Annotated in this window: 3 protein-coding genes; 1 reads left to right on the top strand and 2 read right to left on the bottom strand. The window is 63.0% G+C overall.

Annotated features, from left to right (window positions below; all coding sequences use genetic code 11):
• A partial coding sequence (locus tag EN925_RS33660; protein ID WP_164894583.1) for a RidA family protein occupies positions 1–360 on the top strand: 360 nt, incomplete at its 5' end.
• 24 nt (positions 361–384) lie between these two features.
• On the opposite strand, the gene EN925_RS33665 is transcribed toward EN925_RS33660, so the two are convergent.
• Together EN925_RS33665 and EN925_RS40300 are read right to left on the bottom strand one after the other, a co-directional pair.
• Entirely contained in the window at positions 385–1,476 is a 1,092-nt protein-coding gene (locus tag EN925_RS33665) for an LLM class flavin-dependent oxidoreductase (RefSeq protein ID WP_128337261.1), read from the bottom strand.
• A 298-nt stretch (positions 1,477–1,774) separates the two neighbouring features.
• On the bottom strand, positions 1,775–1,971 hold a 197-nt coding region (locus EN925_RS40300), incomplete at its 5' end, for a hypothetical protein (RefSeq protein WP_206633079.1).

The following is a 1,971-nucleotide window of genomic DNA, read 5'->3' on the forward strand; positions in this document are numbered from 1 at the left end:
CCTGTCGGCTACGCCAATGGCGTCGCGGCGCGCGGGCAGCTCGTCTTCGTCGGCGGACAGGTCGGCTGGAACGGGCAATGCCAGTTCGAGACCGACGACTTCGTCGGCCAGGTGCGGCAAACGCTTCAGAACATCGTCGCGGTGTTGGCGGAAGCCGGCGCGGGGCCGCAGCACATCACCTCGATGACCTGGTACTTCACCGACAAGGCCGAATACCTTGCCAATCTCAGGGGTATCGGCGAGGCCTATCGCGAGGTCATCGGCCGGCATTTTCCGGCGATGGCCGCCATGCAGGTGGTGGCGCTGGTCGAGGATCGCGCCAAAGTGGAAATCCAGGCAACTGCCGTCATCCCGGAATAAATTATTGGCTGCCTCAGGAATAAATTATTCGCGAAGCCCCGCCTGCCTCAAGATCGGTAGCACGTGATCGCAGAAATAGGGCAGTTCTTGCGTGTAGTTGACGAAGGACAGCGCGATGCCCTGATAGCCGTGCCCGGCAATGGCGACCATGTCGGCGGCGATCGTTTCCGGCGTTCCGATCAGCGGGTAGGTGCCGGCGCCGCCGGCGAAACGCTGCCGGTAGCGGTCATAGGTGTGCGGGTCGTGCGATTGCGAGAATTCCTTCTTGCCGGCCATGTGGGCATCGACGGCGTCATGGTCGGCCATATCGACGGCGTAGCGCGTGTAGTAGGCCTGCGCCTCTTCCATCGTCGGGCGGCAGACGACATGCGCCACGGTGTAGACGCCGACATCGCGGCCTGCCTTATCGGCCCGCTCGCTGATGTCGGCGACATGCTTGCCGGCATCGCTCATTTCCGAAAATGTCGTGAACAGATAATCGCACCGGGCGGCAGCGAAATCGCGGCCCGGCCCGCCGAAGGCGGCGTTCATGGTCACGGGGCGCGGAACCTGCAGACTGGCCGGCCGGCTGACAGCCTCCTTGAGGCGGTAATAAGTGCCTTCGTAATCGAGCGGCTCGGCCGACGCATAAAGCTTTTCCAGGATTTCGATCCATTCGGCCGCCTGATCGTAGCCCTTCTCGACCAAAGGCGTGCCGAACATGCCGAATTCCTTCGGGTTCCAGCCGCAGACGATGTTCAAGCCCGCGCGGCCCTGGCTGATATGGTCGACCGTCGCCAGCGCCTTGGCGGCATAGAGCGGATGCACCAGCGGCACATGCACGGTCATGAACAGGCCGATCTGCTCGGTGGCCATGGCGAGTGCCGCCGCCCAGGTGAAGGTCTCGAACGACCATTCGCGCACCTTGTTGCGGCCGCCGAAGCCGCGCCAACGCGCGATCGGCAGCATGAACTCCAGCCCGGCGCGGTCGGCGATCTGGGCTGCGGTCACATTGTCCCGCCAGCTCGCCGCCCAGCGCTCCGGCACATCGGTGATGGCAAGCCCGCCATCGGCATTGGTCGAAAAGACGCCAAGCTTCAGTCTGTTCGAGCCGTGCAAAGGGTGTGGTTTGTTCACGTCGCTGCCTCCCGGCGAAGATCGCACGCTAGGCCCGCGCGGAAATATTTCAAGCCTGAAATAGCTTGGCGTCACCATCGCTCGCGGGTATCGGTTCCAGCGGGCCGCACCATGTCCGCCACGCAACGGACACCGCAGCTTTTTAAGCTTAAAACTTTCGCCTTGAAAAGCGCCGCACTTTGGATAAGCATTCCGGAGTCGATGGCGATTGCCGTGCCGGACGGGCTTGCCGGCCAGTCCATCGAGCAGACCAGTCCATCGTGCCGGCCAGCCATCGTGGGTGCTCCGGGTGGGAGTCTCAGTTCTTGTCGTTCATACTGCCCCAGTCATCATCCAACACGCGCCATGCCTTCGATGACGTGCGCGCGGATTCGCGGTCTGCAACACACAACATCGCCGCCGCGACCGCATGGTCGCTGCCATAAATTGACGCCCTGCGTGAAGCGGGGCGGCAAAAAAACCGTGCGGGAGCAACCCGCCCGATCAACAACAGAG

Source organism: Mesorhizobium sp. M7A.F.Ca.US.006.04.2.1, from assembly GCF_004022915.1.
Taxonomy (GTDB): domain Bacteria; phylum Pseudomonadota; class Alphaproteobacteria; order Rhizobiales; family Rhizobiaceae; genus Mesorhizobium; species Mesorhizobium ciceri.